Source organism: Streptomyces sp. NPDC026538, assembly GCF_055567535.1.
In genome coordinates this window covers 31,611-48,155 of sequence record NZ_JBVHQG010000017.1, presented here as the reverse complement: position 1 = coordinate 48,155, position 16,545 = coordinate 31,611, and the positions used below count along the sequence as shown (strand labels likewise).

Here is a 16,545-nt window from a genome sequence, read left to right as displayed (position 1 = left end):
CGCCTTTCCCGCAGCAGTGCCGTCGCGCGTCTCAGACCCAGACGCCGCGGTCCTGCATGACCTCACGCAACGTGTCGATGTGATCGGTCATGATGCCATCGACTCCCAGGTCCAGGAGCCGGTGCATCCGCTCGGGTTCGTTGATGGTCCACACGTGGACGTGCAATCCGCGCGCGTGGGCGGCGCGGACGAAGCGGCGGTCGACGACCGGCACACCCGACTGCGACTCGGGTACCTGCGCGGCGACCGCCGACCGGCGCACCGAGGCGGGCAGCCCCCAGGAGCGCAGCCGCAGCCCGACCACACCGCGGGTGCCGAACGAGGTGGCCAGCCGCGGCCCGGCGATGCGCTGCGCCCGCAGCACCCGCGCCTCCGAGAACGAGCCGACGCACACCCGGTCGTAGGAGTCCGTCCGGTCGATCAGGTCCAGCAGCGGACGCAGCGCCGGCTCCGCCTTGGCGTCCACGTTCCAGCGGACGCCGGGGAATTCCTCGAGGAGTTCCTCGAAGAGGGGGAGCGGCTCGCGGCCCGCCACGCGCGCGTGCCGTACGTCCTCCCACGGCAGGTCGCCGATCCGGCCCGCCCCGTCGGTGACCCGGTCCAGGGTGTCGTCGTGGAAGGCGACGAGCCTGCCGTCCGCCGTGGCGTGCACATCGGTCTCGATGTACCGGTAGCCGAGCTCCACGGCGCGCCGGAACTGCGCCACGGTGTTCTCCAGGCCGTCCGCGGCCCCGCCACGGTGGGCGAAGGCGATGGGGCCTGGGTGGTCCAGGTACGGGTGGCGTATCAGCGTGCTCACGGGCGAAGTATGGCCTGCTCCGATGACCCCTTGGCAACGACCGTGCTGCCTGCGGATGCCACCGGAACGGCGAACACCTTCAGGAACAGCTGGGCGAGGGGCCCGATGCACACGGCGTAGAGCAGGGTCCCGACGCCGATGGTCCCGCCGAGCACGAAACCCGTGACGACCACCGCGACCTCGATCGCCGTCCGGATCAGCCGGATCGAACGTCCGGTACGGCGGTGCAGCCCCGTCATCAGACCGTCCCGGGGACCCGGCCCGAAGCTCGCCGCGATGTACAGCCCGGTCGCCGCGCCATTGAGTACGATCCCCGCCGCCATCAGCGGAATCCGCACGGTGAACGCGTGCGCGCCGGGGACGACGGCGAGCGTGGCGTTCATGGCGAGGCCGATGACGAACACGTTGGAGACCGTGCCGAGGCCCGGGCGCTGGCGCAGGGGGATCCACAGGAGCAGCACGGCCGCGCCCACGATGATCGACACCGTGCCGATGCTCAGCCCGATGTGCTCGGCGAGCCCCTGGTGGAGCACGCCCCAGGGCTCGAGTCCGAGGCCCGCCTCGACGAGAAGCCCGGAACTCACGCCGTACAGGGTGAGCCCCGCATAGAGCTGGATCAGCCGTCGCCCGAGCCGGCCTCGCGTGGACAAGAGGTACCCCCTGCTGGTGATGGTGGACTGGTTCATGTCACTCTGTGGCTTGGGAGCAAAAGCCATCCATGGCCAATTCGGGGAAGGTGGACTGATTCTCATGGCGCAGTGGACCTCGGCGGTGGGCGCCGCACAGCTCGGCCGGCTGCTCAACTCGCAGCAGGACCGCCCGGCCGGCCCCGGCACCCGGCGCCCGCCCGCCTACCGCGCGCTCGCCGACGGCATCCGCCTGCTGGTCCTCGAAGGACGCGTCCCGGTCGCCGCCCGGCTGCCCGCCGAACGCGAACTGGCCCTCGCCCTGTCCGTCAGCCGTACGACCGTGGCGGCGGCGTACGAGGCGCTGCGCGCGGAGGGATTCCTGGAGTCCCGGCGGGGCGCCGGCAGCTGGACCGCCGTTCCGGCGGGCAACCCGCTGCCCGCCCGCGGGCTCGAACCACTGCCGCCCGAGGCGCTCGGCTCGCTGATCGACCTGGGCTGCGCCGCCCTGCCGGCACCGGAACCCTGGCTGACCCGCGCGGTCCAGGGCGCTCTGGAGGAACTCCCGCCGTACGCCCATACGCACGGCGACTACCCGGCCGGGCTCCCGGTCCTCCGCGCGATGATCGCGGAGCGCTACACCGCGCGCGGGATCCCCACGATGCCCGAGCAGATCATGGTCACCACCGGTGCGATGGGCGCGATCGACGCGATCTGCCATCTCTTCGGCGGCCGCGGCGAGCGCATCGCCGTCGAGTCGCCCTCGTACGCCAACATCCTCCAGCTGATGCGGGAGGCCGGCGCCCGGCTGGTCCCCGTGGCGATGGCGGAGGGCCTCACGGGCTGGGACATGGACCGCTGGCGCCAGGTCCTGCGGGAGGCGGCGCCCCGGATCGCGTATGTCGTCGCCGACTTCCACAACCCCACCGGGGCGCTCGCCGACGAGGACCAGCGCCGCCGGCTGGTCGACGCGGCCCGCTCGGCGGGCACGGTGCTGGTCGCCGACGAGACGATGAGCGAGCTGTGGCTGGACGAGGGGGTCGAGATGCCCCGCCCGGTCTGCGGCTTCGACCCGGCCGGTTCGACCGTGGTCACCGTGGGATCCGCCAGCAAGGCGTTCTGGGCGGGCATGCGCATCGGATGGGTGCGGGCGGCTCCGGACGTCATCCGCAGCCTGGTCGCCGCGCGGGCCTACGCCGACCTGGGGACGCCGGTGCTGGAGCAGCTGGCGGTGAACTGGCTGTTCGGCACGGGGGGCTGGGAGCATGCGGTCGAGCTGCGCCGGGTCCAGGCCCGCCAGAACCGGGACGACCTGCTGACCGCGGTACGGCGGGAGCTGCCGAACTGGGAGTTCGAGGTCCCGCGGGGCGGGCTGACGTTGTGGGTCCGGGCGGGCGGGCTGTCCGGCTCGCGGCTGGCGGAGGCGGGGGAGCGGGTCGGGGTGCGGGTGCCGTCCGGGCCGCGGTTCGGGGTCGACGGTGCCTTCGAGGGCTATGTGCGGCTTCCGTTCACCGTGGGCGGAGCGGTGGCGGAGGAGGCGGCGGCCCGACTGGCCGCGGCGGCGCGGTTGGTGGAGGCCGGTGCCTCCGGCGGGGGCGAGGCGCCGAGGACGTTTGTGGCGTAGGGGTAGGCGTAGGCGTAGGCGTAGGCGGTAGTTCGGCAGCGGGTGGGTGGGGGCTGGTCGCGCCCATGCGGCGGTAGCCGTACATCCAATACAGCCCGCGCCCCTTGCGGGGGACCCGGCAAGCGCCGGCCCACCCCCTGCCTCAGCCCTCGGCGACCGCCGCCTCCATCGGTACCGGCACCTCCGTCGGCTCACTCCGCGGCGGCAACAGGTCCAGCACCGCCTGCCGGTCCGCGTCGCTCGTCGCATCGTCGTACGGGTCCGGCGTGGCCGGCACCTGGAGCCGCAGTACCGGACCGTGGCCCAGCCGGGCATAGCCCCGGCCCGGCGGCATGTGGGCCAACGGTGTCGTGTGCGGCGGTGCCCCCAGCGCCGCCTCCAGCTCGTCCGGCAGCGCCGGCCCGAGCACGACACGTGCGCGCGTGTGCTGTCGTAGCGCCTCGCTCACCGCATCCGTGCTGTCGAGGTGCTCGGCGACCACCACGGTGACGTTCGCCGCGCGGCCGTGCCGCAGGGGGGTCTGGAGCAGGGCCTGCGGGTCCTGGTGGCCGTTCGCCGAGGCCAGGTGGACGAAGGAGCCGGGGCGGTCCAGCAGGATCCACAGCGGGCGCCGGCAGTCGTCCGGCGGCGGATGGCCGGCCTGCCGTGCGCTGTTGAGGGCGATCAGGCGCCGTTCCGTCTCGTGGGCGGCCCATTCGAGGCTGGCCAGCGCCCCGGCGAGACCGCACTCCACGGCGAGGACCCCGTCCCGGCCGGAGAGGCACGCGTACTCGCCGGTGCCGCCGCCCTCGATGATCAGGACGTCGCCGTACTGGAGTGCCTGCAGGGCGACGGAGCGCAGCAGGGTCGAGGTGCCGCTGCCGGGGCGGCCCATGACCAGCAGATGGGGTTCGGTGGAGCGGGCGCCGGTGCGCCAGACGACCGGCGGGACGTCCCGCTGCTCCTCGCCGTAGGTGAGCGGGAGCGTGCGCTGTACCTCGCTGGGGTCGGTGAAGCCCAGGACCGTCTCGCCCGGCGCGGTGACGAACCGCTGGGCCGCGATGTCGGTGGGCAGCGGGGCCAGGGCGGTCACCGTGAGCCGGTTGCCCTCCTCGTCCCACGCGAAGTGGTACTCACGGCCGCGCCCGGACTTCGCGGTGAGCAGGTACTCGATCCGGGCCCGGGCGTCGGGCTCGCCGTCCGGGAAGTACGCGGGGTAGCGGATCAGCAGCTGGCCGATCCGGTCGGCGTCGTCGAACTCGTGGGAGAGGAAGGCCTTCTCCCACTCCCCGCCGTGCGCGTACAGCGGCGCCGGGTCCTCGGCGGCCGAGAAGTACGGCACCAGGGCCTCGTACAGGGACTGGAGCCGCTGGGTCTGCGACTCGTCGGGGCCCTCCGGCGGGGGTGGGGTGCGGTCGCGGCCGTGCCAGGCGCTCGCCGCCATCAGGGTGATGACGGCGAGCAGGGGTCCGTACGGCACCAGGGCCACGACCAGGACGACCGAGGCCACCAGGAACAGCAGCGGGCCGCGCTTGTCCTTGGGTGTCTCCGCCCACCTGTGCCGTCCGGCCGAGGCCAGCCGGCCCAGTCCGCGCGTGACGGTGATGAGCGGATGGAGGACGTCGGTGGCGTTGTCGGCGGCCGTCCGGGCCAGCTCCCTGCTCCGGGCGAGCTGCGCGGTGCCGTTGCTCAGAATGCGGGGGAGAGGGCGCCGGGCCACTGCTGTCTCCTGAAGGTGCGTAGGGACGGGAGGGGCGTCGTCAGAACTTGATGCCGCCGAGCAGGCTCGCAAGGCTCTCGCCGCCTGCCTTGATGCTCGGTGCGATGGCCGTGCTGGCGAGGTAGAACCCGAAGAGCGCCGAGACCGTGGCGTGCGACGGCTTCAGTCCGTCCTTGCGGAAGAAGAGGAAGACGACGATGCCGAGCACGATGACGCCTGAGATGGAGAGGATCATTTGAGATCTCCTGGTGTCGAAGGGGGACAGTCACCATGAGTTCTTCCAGGATCACAGCAGGTATCCATACGATTAAAGGTGCAAATGAGTGAATTCCGGTAGATTTCACTCGGTCGGCGGATCATTCCTGGCCCGAGCCGGGCAGGTCGGACGCCTTCCGGGTGGGGTCCGGGTGATCGTCCGGCGGAACTGCGGTGATCTTTACCTTGGGCGGTTCCGGTCATGTGCACCCTGAAGCCAGTACGCTGACGATTCACTCGTACGGCCGCGCGGCCCGCCCGTTGCCGTACGCTCCACCCGTCCACGGAAGTCCCCGCAGCACACAGGAGAGGCGGTCCGTTCGATGAGCGAAGCCCCCGACCCCGAGGTCGTGGAGCTGGCGACCAAGATCTTCGATCTGGCCCGGCAGGGGCGGACCGAGGCGCTCGTGGCGTACCTCGACGCGGGCGTTCCGGCCAACCTCACCAACGACCGCGGCGACTCCCTCGTGATGCTCGCCGCCTACCACGGGCACGCCGACGCGGTGCGCGAGCTGCTCGCCCGCGGCGCCGAGGCGGACCGGATCAACGACAGAGGTCAGACCCCGCTCGCCGGAGCGGTCTTCAAAGGCGAGACAGAGGTCATCAAGGCGCTCATGGAGGCCGGCGCGGACCCCGCGGCGGGCACTCCGTCAGCCGTCGACACCGCGCGGATGTTCGGCAAGGCAGAACTTCTCGAATTGTTCGGCATCCACTGAACCACCCTTCCGACCAGCGAAAACACACAAAACGGGGGAGGCGGTACAGGGCCGCCGAAATTTCGGTCGCGGCAGGTCGAAGTGCCGAGTCATCATGACGTCGTGATTTACGGACGCGATGGCTGGGCAGGTGTTGCCGCACCGCGCGGGCCGTGATGCGGCCCGCATGGGCCACTGACGAGAGGCAGAGAGAGATGGTCTACAGCAAGCAAGAGACGGCGGGCGCTCCGACGTTGTGTCACGCGGCCAGGTAGTGCGTGTTCTCCGGTTGCGTCGACGCTTGATGTGAGGCTGTTTCCCATGTTCGATCCGGTCATAGCGCCCAGCGGTACGCTGCTCGGCCTGCTCCAGCGGGGCCGTGGCGACGGCACGCTGCACGCGCTCACCGCCCCGCGCGCCGAAGCGCTCGCGGCCCTGAACCACTGCGTGCTCCGCGACCCCCGCCACGACTGGCAGGTGGAGAACCGCTCCCTTTACTACGCCCGCCTCTATCTCGACCTGAACGGCGAGCTGGACGCCATCGAGGCGCATCTCTTCGACCCCGACGACGTCCTCGACACCGAGGAGTCCCGCACCGGCCTCGCGCTGGCCGTGCTCGGGCACCTCGCCTCCTACGGCAGGCGGGACGCGCTCGCACTGCTGCGCAGGTACGCCGCCACCGGCACCAACTGGGCCTGGGCCCTGGACGAGCTGGCGCTGCGCGACGACGACGCGGGCCTGTGTGCCCTGGCCGCGCCGGTGCTCGCGCGCTTCACCACGGACGCCGAGGGCGAGGCCGAGCTGGCCGCCGCCGTGCGGGACGCCTTCGAGCCACGGCCCTGGCGGCTGTGGGCCGACGATCCCCGCGAATCGATCGCCACGCGTGTGCGTGCCGCACAGGAAACCGGCTGTTTCGACCGCTGGCAGCGCCAGATGCGACCTACCGGGCCCCGTCCGGGGTGGAGCGTGCGCGCGGTCTTCGAATGGGCCCAGCAGGGCGTCGAGCGGGGTGCGGCCCTCCATGTGCCGGCCGCCCGCTGCCTGGTCGCCGTGGCCGGTCCCGAGGACCGGCCGGAGATCCTCCAGGCCGCCAAGGACGGCACCGACGGCGCCCGCTGCACCGCGTTGCGCTACCTCGCCGACAGCAACGACTCCGACGCCCTGGGCCTGATCGAGGCCGCGGTGATCGACGGCACCGCCGCCGTCGTGGAGGCCGCCGTCGACGCCTTCGAACGCATGCGCAGTATCGCCGCCGTCGACCGCGCCCGCGGCTGGGCCCGCCGGCCCGACGCCCTCGGCGCCGCCGCCGGGCGGATGCTCGCCTGCCGGGGCGGCGCCCAGGACAGCGAACTGGTCCTCGCGGCCCTGCGGGAAGCCGTCCGCGGCGAAGGCCCGGACGCGCCGACCCTGTGGACCCTCGTCGACGGCACCGGACGCCTCGGCATCGCCTGCGCCGCGCCCGTCCTGCGCCACATCTACCGCGAGACCGCCTCGTCCCATCTCCGCGGCCGCGCCGCCCGCGCCCTGGCCGCCACCGATCCCTCCTTCGCCGCCGGCTTCGCCGTCGAATGCCTCTGGGACTGCGAGGAGACCACCCGCGAGATCGCCGCCCGGCACGCCGAGACCGGTGACGCCCGGGTCGTCGAACAACTCCGCCGGCTCGCCGCCGACCCCGCCGAGGAGGACGAGGTCCAGACGGCCGTCCGCAGCCGTATCGGACCGGACACGCCCGCCGTGTGAGACATCGCCACGGGGGACCACGGCTTCAACTCGGGAACCACGGGGGATCCCGCATACGTTCCATTCGCGGCAGACTGCCCGCCAAGTGAACGACCGGTGACCGGCGGACCAGTCGGATGTGGACGCGGTCTGGCCCGCTCGGGCGTGCAGGGCAACGCTCATGGGACGTTTAACCATCGGAAAGATCCACTTTGACGCGGCCACGTCCAGCGCGGCGACAACACCGGTATGCGTGTCGTCATCGTGACCGAATCCTTTCCCCCCGATGTGAACGGCGTGGCCCACTGCGCGCTTCAGACCGCCCGACACCTCGTCGATCGCGGTCACGCTCCCCTCGTCGTCGCTCCGGCTCCCGCCCCCGGAAACAGGCTCGCCGCGGCCGCCGCGCCGTGCCCTGTCGTCCACGTCCCCTCCCTTCCGCTCCCGGGCTATCCCCAGGTCCGCGTGGCTCTCCCCAGCCGCAAGCTCGCCGCGGCGCTGATCGAGCACCGCACGGACGTCGTCCACCTGGCCAGCCCCTTCATCCTCGGCGTCCGCGGCATGGCCGCCGCCGCCCGGCTCGGCATTCCCGCCGTCGCCGTCTACCAGACCGACCTGGCCGGATACGCCCGGACCTATGTGGGCGCCGGCGAGGCGGCCGCCTGGCGGCGGATACGGTCCGTCCACGGCGCCGCCGACCGCACCCTCGCTCCGTCCACCGCCTCGATCGGCGACCTGGAGTCGCACGGGGTTCCCCGGATCCAGCTGTGGCAGCGCGGCGTGGACACCGTCCGCTTCCGCCCCGAGTTCCGCGACGAGGCGCTGCGCCGCGAGATCGCCCCGAACGGCGAGGTCATCGTCGGCTACGTCGGCCGCCTCGCCCCCGAGAAGCAGGTGGAACTCCTCGCCGGGGTCTGCGGACTGGAAGGCGTCAAGGTCGTGATCGTGGGCGACGGGCCCAGCCAGGCCCACCTCACCGAGGCGCTGCCCGGCGCGGTCTTCCTCGGCCGCCGCACCGGCCACGACCTCGCGCGGATCTTCGCCTCGTTCGACGTCTTCGCGCACACCGGCCCCTTCGAGACGTTCTGCCAGACCGTCCAGGAGGCCATGGCCAGCGGTGTCCCGGTCGTCGCGCCCGCCGCCGGCGGCCCGATCGACCTGGTCGACCACGGCCGCACCGGCTTCCTGGTCCCGCCGCGCGACGCGGGGGCCGTCCGCGAGGCCGTGGCCGCCCTGGTGGCCGACCCCGCGATGCGGGCCGGCTTCGGCGCCGCCGCCCGCGCGACCGTCGAGGGCCGCACCTGGGCCGCGGTCGGCGACCAGCTGATCCAGCACTACGAGGACGTGCTCGCGGCACGCCGACCGGTGGTGGCGGCATGAGCGTCTCGTCGTCGGCACCCCTGCGCATCGTCCGGCTGGCCAACTTCGTCGCCCCGTCTTCCGGCGGCCTGCGCACCGCCCTGCGCGAACTCGGGAAGGGCTTCGTGGCCGCCGGTCACGAATCGGTCCTGATCGTCCCCGGCGAGCGCTACTCGGACCGGGTCGAGGAGCAGGGCCGGGTCATCACCCTGCCCGGCCCGGTGCTGCCCGGTACCGGCGGCTACCGCGTCCTCGTCGACAAGACCCGCGTGCAGACCCTCCTGGAGCACCTCGCCCCGGACCGCCTGGAGGTGTCCGACCGCACCACCCTGCGCTGGACCGGCCGCTGGGCCAGGCGCGCCCGGATCCCCGCCGTGATGGTGTCCCACGAGACCGCCGACGGCGTCCTGCGCACCTGGGGCCTGTCCGAGAACATGTCCCGGCGAACCGCCGACGCCCTCAACATCCGCACGGCGCACACGTACGCGCGCGTGGTGTGCACCACCGAGTTCGCCGAGCGCGAGTTCATCCGCATCGGCGCGCGCAACGTCGTACGCGCCCCCCTGGGTGTCGACCTGACGGGCCGCCACCCCTCGATGCGCGACCTCGACCTGCGGGCGCGGTACGCGAGTCAGGACGAGGCACTGCTCGTCATGTGCTCACGGCTGTCCGTGGAGAAGCGGCCCGGCACCGCCCTGGACGCCGTGGAGGCGCTGGTCCGGCGCGGCCGCCGGGTCGTCCTGGTCGTCGCCGGCGACGGGCCGCTGCGGGCGCGTCTGGAACAGCGCGCGCGGGAGCGCAGGCTGCCGGTGACCTTCCTCGGGCACGTCTCCGACCGGGACACCCTGGGCGCGCTGCAGGCGTCCGCCGACGTGGCCATGGCGCCCGGCCCGGCCGAGACCTTCGGGCTCGCCGCCCTGGAGGCCATGGCTTGCGGGACGCCCGTGGTGGCCAGCGCCTCCTCCGCGCTGCCCGAGGTGATCGGGTCCGCGGGGGCGACCGCGGCCGACCGCGGTGACGCCTTCGCCGACGCGGTGGAGACGCTCCTGGAGCGGCCCGGCCCCGAGCGCCGGGAAGTGGCACGCGCGCGAGCGGAGTGCTTCGGCTGGGGAACGGCCGTGGAGGCCTTCCTCGCCGCGCACGACGCACCGGTGCTCTGCCGTCGCGACGAGAACGGAACGACGGCACCGGTCCGTCGTGTCGTGCCGGAGGGCGTGGCATGAGAACGGTTCGGTTCGTGGCGCTCGGGGACTCGCTGACCGAGGGCGTGGGCGACCCCGCCGGCGACGGGTGGCGCGGCTGGGCCGCGCTGCTGTCCGGCGGACTCGCCGCGAAGGACGTGGACTTCACCAACCTCGCGGTCAGCGGGGCGCAGACCCGGGACGTGCTGGAACGTCAGACCCCGGCCGCACTGGACCTGCGCCCCGACATCGTCGCCGTCGTCATCGGCGTCAACGACACCCTGCGCTGCACCTTCGACATCCACGCGGTGGCCGCCCGGCTCGACAAGGTCTACGCGGCCTTCACCGCATCGGGCGCGACGCTGCTCACGGCATGTCTGCCCGACCCCGGCTCGATGCTCGGGCTCCCGGGCGCCCTGGCCCGCCCGCTGGCCCGTCGGCAGCGTGCGGTCAACACGGTGGTGCACGCGTTGTCCGAGCGGTACGGGGCCGTCCATCTGCACGCGGCGGAGGGCGCCTGGCTGACTGACCGCGCGATGTGGAGCGCGGACCGGCTGCACCCGTGCGAGCGCGGGCACCGGCAGCTCGCCGCCCGCTTCCACGCCCTGCTCGCCCCGATGGGCAAGGCGACGGGGACGGCGCCGTCCCCCGAGCCCGAGTTCCCGGCGCCGACCAAGAAGGCGAGCCTGTTCTGGCTGGCCACGGCCGGCACCGCCTGGGTGATCAGGCGCTGCCGCGACCTGCTGCCCCAGCTGCTGCGGCTGGCTCTCGATGAGATGCGGCACCGCCGCAAGGGCACCAGCGCACGCCTGGACCTGAGCGCGTCGGCAGCCGTGTCCGCCGCACTGGCCGCCCTCCAGCCGCCGGAGCGGCCCGCCGACGCCGCGTGAGGACGATGACGTCGCACGCGGCCGAGCGCGCCGGACGCGGCGCGTGCCGCACGACGCCGGACGCGGCGCGTGGCGCGTGGCGCGTGGCGCGTGGCGTGTGGCGCACGACGCTGGGCGCGACGCGTGGAGGACGGTGCCGGATGCGGTGCGTGGGGTGCGTGGGGCGTGTGGGCGCGGTGTCGGATGCGGTGCGTGGGCGACGGTGCCGGAGGTGGGGCGTGGCGGGCGGTGCCGGAAGTGGCGCCGCGGTGCCGGATGAGACCGCCACGGCGGCTCAGCGACGGCGTACCGCCACGAAGCGGACCGGGATGCCCGGGACCGCCTGGGCCGCGGCCGGGAGGTCGGCGGCGCGGACCACCGCGATCACCGGATAGCCGCCGGTGGTCGGATGGTCGGCCAGGAACACCACCGGACAGCCGTCCGGCGGCACCTGGACGGCGCCGAGGACCATGCCCTCGCTGGGGAGTTCACCGGGACGGGCCCGCTCCAGGGCGGGCCCTTCCGTGCGCAGCCCGATGCGGTTGCTCGCCGACGACACGCGGTACGCGCGCGAGGTGAACGCCCGGACGGCCGTGGGCGTGAACCAGCCGGCGCGCGGACCGAGCGTCACCCGCAGCACGAGCTCCGTGGGCGGGGACGGCTGCGGTACGACGTCCACGCGCGCGTGCGGAAATGCCGGAGGGCCCAGCGGGAGCACCGTGCCGTCCGCCAGCGGAGCCGGCCCGAGCCCGGAGAGCAGATCCGTGGCCCGGCTGCCCAGCACCGGCTCGACCGCGATGCCACCGGAGACGGCCACATAACTCCGTACGCCGGACCGGGCCGTTCCCACCTCCAGCAGTTCCCCGGCCGGAACCACCACGGGCGCGCCCCACGCGGCCGGGCGCCCGCCCACCGTGACCGGACCCGGCGCACCCCCGACCGCGACCACCACCGTCGAACGCGGTCGTACGGCACACCCGTTGAGGGTCGTCTCCAGAACGGCCGCATCCGGGGAGTTGCCGACCAGCCGGTTGACGAGCGCCGCGGCGGGCGCGTCCAGAGCCCCCGAGCGCGGCACCCCGAGATGCGCGTACCCAGGGCGTCCGCGGTCCTGCACGGTGGTCAGCGCCCCGGCCCGTACGACGACGAGCGCACGGTCGGTCATGCGCCCCCCACCGGCACGAACCGCACCCGCGTACCCGGAGCCAGCAGCGCGGCCGGCACACGCGCGTGGTCCCACAGCACCGCCTCCGCCGTTCCGATCAACTGCCAGCCGCCCGGTGATGCGCGCGGGTACACGCCCGTGTACGGCCCGGCCAGTGCCACCGCTCCCGCGGGCACCGCCGTGCGCGGGGTGGCACGGCGCGGCACGTCGTAGCGCACGGGGAGTCCGGTGAGGTAGCCGAAGCCGGGCGCGAAGCCGCAGAAGGCGACCGTGAACTCGGTTCCCGCGTGGATGCGGGCCACCTCCCGTACGGGCACCCGCCAGTGGGCGGCGACCTCGGCCAGGTCCGGGCCGTCGTAGCGCACGGGCACTTCGACGGCCGCACGCGCGGGTGGCGGAGCGGACGGGATCTCGGTGGCGGCCAGTTCGGCGGCCCAGCGCGCCGGGTCGTCGAGGCCGTCGAGCAGGACCGTGCGGGCGGCCGGCACGATCTCGCGGACCCTCAGCGAGCCCTCCGCACGCCGGCGCGAGAGCTCGGCGTGCAGCGCTTGGGCCTCCACGCCGGAGCCGACCTCGACCAGGAGGGCGTCGTCACCGACGAGGTGGGTTGTCATGGGCGTGGCGGCCTCGGAATTCGGGCTCGGGACGAGGCCCGGGCCCGCGTTCCTGCCGGGATCCATGGCCGTGTTTCTGCCGGGATCCATGCCCGCGTTCCTGTCGGGGTTCATGTCCGTGTTCCTGTCCGTGTTCATGCTCATGCGAAGGCCGTTACGGTCACGCCCGCCTCCGTGAGCCGCGTGCGCACCCTGCGCGCCAGCTCCACGGCGCCCGGGGTGTCGCCATGCAGGCAGAGTGAGCGGGCGCGCACGGCGATGCGCGCGCCGGAGTGCGCGGTGACCGAGCCGGAGCGCGCCAGCTCCACCGAGCGCTCCACGACGGCCTCCGCGTCGCTCACCACCGCACCCTCGCGCCCGCGCGGGACGAGCGTCCCCTCGTCGGTGTACGCGCGGTCCGCGAACGCCTCGGTGACGGTGGGCAGTCCCGCCTTCCCGGCCAGCTCCAGCAGCCGTGAACCGGGCAGCCCGAGGACGGGCAGTGAAGCGCTCGCGAGGAGCACGCCGTCCACCACCGCGGCGGCCTGCTCCCCGTCGTGCACGACCCGGTTGTAGAGCGCGCCGTGCGGCTTCATGTACGCCACCCGCGCGCCGGCCGCGCGTGCGAAGACCTCGAGCGCACCGATCTGATAGGCCACCTCGGCCGCCAGCTCGGCGGGCGGCACGTCCATCGCGCGCCGCCCGAACCCCGCCAGGTCCCGGTAGGACACCTGGGCGCCGATCGTCACCCCGCGCGCGGCCGCCAACTCGCACACCCGCCGCATGGTGGCCGCGTCCCCCGCGTGGAAGCCGCAGGCCACGTTGGCGCTGGTGACGACGGACAGCAACTGCTCGTCGTCGGTGAGCCGCCAGCGGCCGAAGCCCTCGCCGAGGTCGGCGTTCAGGTCGATCGAGGTCATGGATGAGCCGTCTCTCGTGTCAGGCGACGCGGTACTGCTCGTCGCGGGCGTCGCTGATGAACATCTGGCCCGGTGCGTGTGTGATGGCGAACGGCGGCCGGGAGGCCATCACCGCCGCCTGCGGGGTCACCCCGCAGGCCCAGAACACCGGGATGTCGTCGGGGTCGGCGTCCACCGGGTCGCCGAAGTCGGGCCGGCCGAGATCGTGGATGCCGAGCGCCGAGGGATCGCCGCAGTGCACGGGGCCGCCGTGCACCGCCGGGAGCCGACTGCTCTCCCGGATCGCCGCCGACAGACGCTCCGGCGGGACCGGGCGCATCGACACCACCATCGGCCCGCTCAGCCGCCCCGCCGGCCGGCACGGACGGCTGGTCACGTACATCGGCACGTTCCGGCCCTGCTCGACATGGCGGATCGGCACGCCCGCCTCGGCCAGCGCCCACTCGAAGGTGAAACTGCATCCGATCAGGAACGACACCAGATCGTCCCGCCAGTAGGCTCTCGCGTCCGTCGGCTCGTCCACCAACTCGCCGTCCCGCCACACCCGGTAGCGCGGCAGGTCGGTGCGCAGGTCCGCGCCGTCCGCGAGCACGGTGGCCGTGGCGCCGGCGTCGGTGACGTCGAGCACCGGGCAGGGCTTGGGGTTGCGCTGGCAGAACAGCAGCATCTCGTACGCCCAGTCGGCGGGCACCGAGATCAGGTTGGCCTGGGTGTGCCCGGCCGCGACCCCGGCCGTGGCGCCCGTGAGGCCCTCCCGGAAGCGGGCCCGGGCGTTTCGCGGGCTCCACGCGCGCGCGTGCTCGTCGACGAGCGTGACCGGACGGTCTTCCCCGACGAGGGTGACAGGACGGTCTTCCGTACGGTTCACGTGAGTTCCTTCCCGCGCGTCTCCGGCAGTCCGAACAGGGCCAGGGCGGCGAGCCCGTACCCGGCCGCGCCGAAGACCAGCGCGCCGCCCACGCCCCAGCTGTCGGCCAGGAAGCCCACCAGGGTCGGGAAGACCGCGCCCACCGCGCGGCCCGCGTTGTACGTGAAGCCCTGCCCGGTGCCGCGCACCGCCGTGGGGTACAGCTCGCTCAGGTAGGAACCGAAGCCGCTGAAGATCGCCGACATACAGAAGCCGAGCGGGAAACCGAGCACCAGGAGCGTGGTGTTGGCGCTGTCCGGGATGTTCGCGTACGCCAGCACACACACCGCCGACAGCAGTGCGAACAGCCAGATGTTGCGGCGCCGGCCCAGCCGGTCGGTGAGGTAACCGCCGGTCAGATAGCCGAGGAAGGCTCCCGAGATCAGGAAGGTCAGATACCCGCCGGTACCGACGACCGACAGACCGCGCTCGGTCTTGAGATACGTCGGGACCCAGGTCGCCAGCGTGTAGTACCCACCTTGGACACCCGTGGAGAGCAGGCCCGCGAAGACGGTGGTGCGCAGCAGACCCGGTGTCTCGGCGGTGCCCGGACGGAAGATCGCGGCGAACGAGCCGCGCTTGGGGCTCTGTTCACGGATGGCGACCGCCTGCGGGGCGTCGTGCACGCGGCGGCGCAGCCACACCACGAGCAGCGCGGGCAGCGCGCCGGTCCAGAACATGACTCGCCAGGCCATGTCGTCGCCGACGAACGAGAAGACCAGCGTGTAGACGATCACGGCGAGAGCCCAGCCGACGGCCCACGAGCTCTGGATCGCGCCGAGCGTGCGGCCGCGGTGCCGGGCGCTCGCGTACTCGGCGACCAGGATCGCGCCGACCGCCCACTCGCCGCCGAAGCCGAGCCCCTGGAGGGCCCGGAACACCAGCAGCGTCTCGTAGTTGGGCGCGAAGCCGCAGGCCACCGTGAAGACGGCGTAGGTGATGACCGTGATCATCAGGGCGCGGACCCGGCCGACCCGGTCCGCGACCACGCCCGCCGCGGCGCCGCCGACCGCGGAGACCACCAGGGTGACGGTGGTGAACAGGCCGGTCTGGCCGCTGTCCAGGCCGAAGTACGCCGCGAGCGCGACCATGCTCAGCGGCAGGGTGAAGTAGTCGTACGAATCCAGGGCATATCCGCCGAAAGCACCGGCGAATGCCTGCCGGCCTCGCGGACCGAGGGCGTGCAGCCAGCCGAACGCGCCGTCCTCGGCGGTGCGTTCGCCCTTGCCCGGCTGCGCGTCGGAGGTCAGGGCCTGCGGTGGAGGAGTCGTGCTCATGGGCACCTCGCTGAAGAGGGGACGAAGGGTGCGGGGACTGAGCCGTGCGGTGCCGTGCCAAGGTGAGCGTGCTGAGCACCGTAGAGGATCGTTCAACGATCCTTCAATACCCGCGTTGTTTCGTTCCTGTGTCTGCGGTTGAATTCCGGGCATGGCAGAGCAGCTGACGGGACTGGCCGACGACCGCGCCCTCCTCGGGCGTACCAGCACCGCCGAACGGGTCTCCGACATCCTCAGGAGCCGTATCGCGGACGGTTTCTTCCCACCGGGCACCCGCCTGTCGGAGGACGGCATCGGTGGTGCGCTGGGTGTCTCCCGCAACACCCTGCGCGAGGCGTTCCGGCTGCTCACCCATGAACGCCTGCTGGTCCACGAACTCAACCGGGGCGTCTTCGTCCGGGTCCTGACCGTCGAGGACGTCGAGGACATCTACCGCACCCGGTCCCTGGTCGAGTGCGCCGTCGTACGCGGCCTCGGCGAGCCTCCGTACGCCCTGGACGCGCTCTCGGCGGCGGTCACGGAGGGCCGGCAGGCGGCGGCCGGAAATGACTGGAAAGCAGTGGGTACGGCCAATATCCACTTCCACCGGGAACTGGTCGCCCTGGCCGGCAGCGAACGCACCGACGAACTGATGCGCAGCGTCTTCGCCGAACTCCGCCTCGCGTTCCACATCGTCGACGACCCGCACGCCCTGCACGAGCCGTACCTGGCCCGGAACCGAGAGATCCTCCAGGCCCTGGAGACAGGCGACAGGCGCGGTGCGGAGCGGCTGCTGGAGACGTACCTCACTGATTCACTGGAGCGAGTGGTGGAGGTCTACCGCCGCAGGGTCGGTGAGGACTCCACTCCGTAGAGGG

The 16,545-nt window shown here is 73.0% G+C and carries 16 protein-coding genes; 7 read left to right on the top strand and 9 right to left on the bottom strand.

The genetic code is table 11. The features are described from left to right. Positions 1-31 precede the first annotated feature (31 nt). Together ACZ4N4_RS43115 and yczE are read right to left on the bottom strand one after the other, a co-directional pair. A complete protein-coding gene (locus ACZ4N4_RS43115) occupies positions 32-799 on the bottom strand; it encodes a glycerophosphodiester phosphodiesterase family protein (RefSeq protein ID WP_450759212.1) in 768 nt (255 codons plus the stop codon). Further along, entirely contained in the window at positions 796-1,485 is a 690-nt protein-coding gene (yczE, locus tag ACZ4N4_RS43110) for a membrane protein YczE (RefSeq protein ID WP_453576560.1), read from the bottom strand. The genes ACZ4N4_RS43115 and yczE overlap by 4 nt, the downstream gene beginning before the upstream one ends. Positions 1,486-1,549: 64 nt before the next feature. Between yczE and ACZ4N4_RS43105 the strand changes: the two genes are divergently transcribed. Next, entirely contained in the window at positions 1,550-3,049 is a 1,500-nt protein-coding gene (locus ACZ4N4_RS43105; protein WP_453576561.1) for an SCO1417 family PLP biosynthesis transcription factor, read from the top strand. Positions 3,050-3,191: 142 nt separating this feature from the next. Here ACZ4N4_RS43105 and ACZ4N4_RS43100 read toward each other — a convergent pair whose 3' ends face one another. After that, complete coding sequence (locus ACZ4N4_RS43100) at positions 3,192-4,748, bottom strand: ATP-binding cassette domain-containing protein (protein WP_467599551.1); 1,557 nt, start codon at positions 4,746-4,748, stop codon at positions 3,192-3,194. A 40-nt stretch (positions 4,749-4,788) separates the two neighbouring features. Then, positions 4,789-4,983 (bottom strand): hypothetical protein, encoded by a 195-nt coding sequence (locus ACZ4N4_RS43095; RefSeq protein ID WP_189268091.1) that lies wholly within the window; start codon positions 4,981-4,983, stop codon positions 4,789-4,791. Positions 4,984-5,326: 343 nt separating this feature from the next. On the opposite strand from ACZ4N4_RS43095, the gene ACZ4N4_RS43090 reads away from it, so the two are divergent. The 5 genes from ACZ4N4_RS43090 to ACZ4N4_RS43070 all read left to right on the top strand — a co-directional run bounded on the left by ACZ4N4_RS43090 (position 5,327) and on the right by ACZ4N4_RS43070 (position 10,847). After that, positions 5,327-5,719: an ankyrin repeat domain-containing protein gene (locus ACZ4N4_RS43090; protein WP_360496802.1), complete on the top strand. Its 393-nt coding sequence runs from the start codon at positions 5,327-5,329 to the stop codon at positions 5,717-5,719. A gap of 300 nt (positions 5,720-6,019) precedes the next feature. Beyond that, positions 6,020-7,438 (top strand): HEAT repeat domain-containing protein, encoded by a 1,419-nt coding sequence (locus ACZ4N4_RS43085; RefSeq protein WP_467599548.1) that lies wholly within the window; start codon positions 6,020-6,022, stop codon positions 7,436-7,438. 228 nt (positions 7,439-7,666) lie between these two features. Then, complete coding sequence (locus ACZ4N4_RS43080) at positions 7,667-8,797, top strand: glycosyltransferase family 4 protein (protein ID WP_450759224.1); 1,131 nt, start codon at positions 7,667-7,669, stop codon at positions 8,795-8,797. Next, positions 8,794-9,999, top strand: a complete 1,206-nt coding sequence (locus ACZ4N4_RS43075) for a glycosyltransferase (protein WP_467599545.1) — start codon at positions 8,794-8,796, stop codon at positions 9,997-9,999. Before ACZ4N4_RS43080 ends, ACZ4N4_RS43075 begins: the two co-directional genes overlap by 4 nt. Then, positions 9,996-10,847 carry an SGNH/GDSL hydrolase family protein gene (locus ACZ4N4_RS43070; protein ID WP_453576575.1) on the top strand — a complete coding sequence of 284 codons (852 nt, stop codon included), beginning with the start codon at positions 9,996-9,998 and terminating at the stop codon, positions 10,845-10,847. The genes ACZ4N4_RS43075 and ACZ4N4_RS43070 overlap by 4 nt, the downstream gene beginning before the upstream one ends. 274 nt (positions 10,848-11,121) lie before the next feature. On the opposite strand, the gene ACZ4N4_RS43065 is transcribed toward ACZ4N4_RS43070, so the two are convergent. The 5 genes from ACZ4N4_RS43065 to ACZ4N4_RS43045 form a co-directional block, all read right to left on the bottom strand. After that, positions 11,122-11,991, bottom strand: a complete 870-nt coding sequence (locus ACZ4N4_RS43065) for a 5-oxoprolinase subunit C family protein (RefSeq protein ID WP_467599541.1) — start codon at positions 11,989-11,991, stop codon at positions 11,122-11,124. Then, positions 11,988-12,605 (bottom strand): 5-oxoprolinase subunit B family protein, encoded by a 618-nt coding sequence (locus ACZ4N4_RS43060; protein WP_467599683.1) that lies wholly within the window; start codon positions 12,603-12,605, stop codon positions 11,988-11,990. Before ACZ4N4_RS43060 ends, ACZ4N4_RS43065 begins: the two co-directional genes overlap by 4 nt. A 140-nt stretch (positions 12,606-12,745) precedes the next feature. Beyond that, a complete protein-coding gene (locus ACZ4N4_RS43055; protein WP_467599538.1) occupies positions 12,746-13,504 on the bottom strand; it encodes a LamB/YcsF family protein in 759 nt (252 codons plus the stop codon). 19 nt (positions 13,505-13,523) lie between these two features. Continuing rightward, entirely contained in the window at positions 13,524-14,372 is an 849-nt protein-coding gene (locus ACZ4N4_RS43050; RefSeq protein ID WP_467599535.1) for a putative hydro-lyase, read from the bottom strand. Beyond that, positions 14,369-15,688 (bottom strand): MFS transporter, encoded by a 1,320-nt coding sequence (locus ACZ4N4_RS43045; RefSeq protein WP_467599532.1) that lies wholly within the window; start codon positions 15,686-15,688, stop codon positions 14,369-14,371. The genes ACZ4N4_RS43050 and ACZ4N4_RS43045 overlap by 4 nt, the downstream gene beginning before the upstream one ends. 151 nt (positions 15,689-15,839) lie before the next feature. On the opposite strand from ACZ4N4_RS43045, the gene ACZ4N4_RS43040 reads away from it, so the two are divergent. Further along, on the top strand, positions 15,840-16,541 hold the full coding sequence (locus tag ACZ4N4_RS43040; RefSeq protein WP_467599529.1) for a GntR family transcriptional regulator: 702 nt from the start codon (positions 15,840-15,842) through the stop codon (positions 16,539-16,541). Positions 16,542-16,545: the final 4 nt, after the last annotated feature.

What these genes read in the sequence shown, in the direction of transcription:
- ACZ4N4_RS43075 (WP_467599545.1), top strand. Translation starts at nt 8,794, where the DNA reads ATGAGCGTCTCGTCGTCGGCACCCCTGCGCATCGTCCGGCTGGCCAAC.
- ACZ4N4_RS43105 (WP_453576561.1), top strand. Translation starts at nt 1,550, where the DNA reads ATGGCGCAGTGGACCTCGGCGGTGGGCGCCGCACAGCTCGGCCGGCTG.
- ACZ4N4_RS43060 (WP_467599683.1), bottom strand. Translation starts at nt 12,605, where the DNA reads ATGACAACCCACCTCGTCGGTGACGACGCCCTCCTGGTCGAGGTCGGC.
- ACZ4N4_RS43090 (WP_360496802.1), top strand. Translation starts at nt 5,327, where the DNA reads ATGAGCGAAGCCCCCGACCCCGAGGTCGTGGAGCTGGCGACCAAGATC.
- ACZ4N4_RS43055 (WP_467599538.1), bottom strand. Translation starts at nt 13,504, where the DNA reads ATGACCTCGATCGACCTGAACGCCGACCTCGGCGAGGGCTTCGGCCGC.
- ACZ4N4_RS43095 (WP_189268091.1), bottom strand. Translation starts at nt 4,983, where the DNA reads ATGATCCTCTCCATCTCAGGCGTCATCGTGCTCGGCATCGTCGTCTTC.
- yczE (WP_453576560.1), bottom strand. Translation starts at nt 1,485, where the DNA reads ATGAACCAGTCCACCATCACCAGCAGGGGGTACCTCTTGTCCACGCGA.
- ACZ4N4_RS43040 (WP_467599529.1), top strand. Translation starts at nt 15,840, where the DNA reads ATGGCAGAGCAGCTGACGGGACTGGCCGACGACCGCGCCCTCCTCGGG.
- ACZ4N4_RS43045 (WP_467599532.1), bottom strand. Translation starts at nt 15,688, where the DNA reads ATGAGCACGACTCCTCCACCGCAGGCCCTGACCTCCGACGCGCAGCCG.
- ACZ4N4_RS43080 (WP_450759224.1), top strand. Translation starts at nt 7,667, where the DNA reads ATGCGTGTCGTCATCGTGACCGAATCCTTTCCCCCCGATGTGAACGGC.
- ACZ4N4_RS43070 (WP_453576575.1), top strand. Translation starts at nt 9,996, where the DNA reads ATGAGAACGGTTCGGTTCGTGGCGCTCGGGGACTCGCTGACCGAGGGC.
- ACZ4N4_RS43065 (WP_467599541.1), bottom strand. Translation starts at nt 11,991, where the DNA reads ATGACCGACCGTGCGCTCGTCGTCGTACGGGCCGGGGCGCTGACCACC.
- ACZ4N4_RS43085 (WP_467599548.1), top strand. Translation starts at nt 6,020, where the DNA reads ATGTTCGATCCGGTCATAGCGCCCAGCGGTACGCTGCTCGGCCTGCTC.